This is a genomic window from Alkalimonas sp. (genome assembly GCF_020831925.1).
GTDB lineage: Bacteria > Pseudomonadota > Gammaproteobacteria > Enterobacterales > Alteromonadaceae > Alkalimonas.
This window is the reverse complement of the sequence record NZ_JAFIFQ010000129.1, coordinates 1-1,745: the sequence shown is the minus strand read 5'-3', so window position 1 is coordinate 1,745 and position 1,745 is coordinate 1. Positions and strand designations below refer to the sequence as shown.

The 1,745-nt window shown below is 54.0% G+C and carries 1 protein-coding gene and 1 pseudogene; both read left to right on the top strand.

Annotated features, from left to right (window positions below; genetic code table 11):
* Positions 1-365: pseudogene (locus tag JJU14_RS16595) on the top strand (MerR family DNA-binding transcriptional regulator); the annotation flags it as partial.
* A 76-nt stretch (positions 366-441) separates the two neighbouring features.
* Positions 442-1,611, top strand: a complete 1,170-nt coding sequence (locus JJU14_RS16590) for an isovaleryl-CoA dehydrogenase (protein ID WP_228614823.1) — start codon at positions 442-444, stop codon at positions 1,609-1,611.
* Positions 1,612-1,745: the final 134 nt, after the last annotated feature.

Sequence of the window (1,745 nt, the reverse complement as noted above, 5' to 3'; positions counted from 1 at the left end):
AAACAACTTACTCAATCAGTGAGTTAGCCAAAGAGTTTGACATCACCACCCGCAGTATCCGCTTTTACGAGGATCAAGGTTTGCTGACGCCGATGCGCAATGGCCAGACCCGGATCTACAGCAAACGGGATCGGGTGCGCCTGAAACTGATCCTGCGCGGTAAAAGGCTGGGCTTTAGCCTGGCGGAAACCGGCAAACTGTTCGAGTTGTACGACGCCGATAAAAGCAGCGTCACTCAACTCAATACCATGCTGGCTTTAATCGAGCAGAAAAAAGCCGAGCTGCACCAGCAAATGGACGACATTAAAGTGGTGCTGATGGAGCTGGTCACGGTAGAAAAACGCTGCCGCGAAACACTCAGTCAGGCCAAACACAGCGGCAACAAAGCCGCCCATGAAACCCTTGAATCAGAAACCTTCGAATCCACAGTGGGGATCCAGCATGATCACGACTTATAAAACCCTGAATTTTGACCTTGGCGAAACCGTCGACATGATCCGTGAGCAGGTCAATGCCTTTGCCCGCGAAGAAATTGCCCCACGCGCCGAGCAAATTGATCACGACAACGCCTTCCCGAATGAGTTATGGCGCAAGTTTGGTGATCTGGGCTTGCTGGGTATCACCGTCGATGAAGAGTACGGCGGCTCTGGCCTCGGCTACCTGGAGCATGTGGTGGCGATGGAAGAAATCAGCCGGGCCTCGGCCTCGGTAGCGCTGTCTTACGGCGCGCACTCCAACCTGTGTGTGAATCAGATTTTCCGCAACGGCAACGAAGCGCAAAAACAAAAGTACCTGCCCAAGCTATGCAGCGGTGAGCACATTGGCGCTTTGGCGATGAGCGAGCCCAATGCCGGCTCGGACGTAGTCAGCATGAAACTTCGCGCCGACAAGCAAGGCGATCGCTACATCCTAAACGGCAATAAAATGTGGATCACCAATGGCCCAGATGCCCATACCTACGTGATTTACGCCAAAACCGATGTTAATGCCGGCTCCAAAGGCATCACGGCCTTTATCGTTGAACGTGGCTTTAAAGGCTTTAGCCAGGCGCAGAAGCTCGACAAGCTCGGCATGCGTGGCTCCAACACCTGCGAGCTGGTGTTTGAAGACTGCGAAGTACCTGAAGAAAACGTGCTGGGTGAAGTCGGCCGCGGTGTGCAGGTGCTGATGAGTGGCTTGGATTACGAGCGTGTCGTTCTTGCGGCTGGCCCGCTGGGAATTATGACCGCTTGCATGGATGTGGTGGTGCCTTATATTCACGACCGCAAGCAATTCGGCCAGTCGATTGGTGAATTCCAGCTAGTGCAGGGCAAAATAGCCGATATGTACACCCGGATGAATGCTGCCCGCTCTTATGTCTATACCGTGGCCAAGGCTTGCGACCGCGGTGAAACCACCCGTAAAGATGCGGCTGCAGTGATCCTGTATGCAGCCGAGCTGGCTACGCAGATGGCACTGGATGCAATCCAGTTGCTGGGCGGTAATGGCTACATCAACGAGTACCCGACCGGACGTTTGCTGCGTGATGCCAAACTGTATGAAATCGGCGCCGGTACTTCGGAGATCCGCCGCATGCTGATTGGCCGTGAGCTTTTCACCGAGTCGAATTAATTTTACAGCGGGCAGTTTCCAGCAACAGGTGACAGCAGTGACAAAAATTCTGAGTAAAGTAAACCCGCGCAGTGAGGAATTCGTGCGCAACCAGGCGGCGATGCAGCAGCTGGTCGAGGATGTAAACAGCAAGG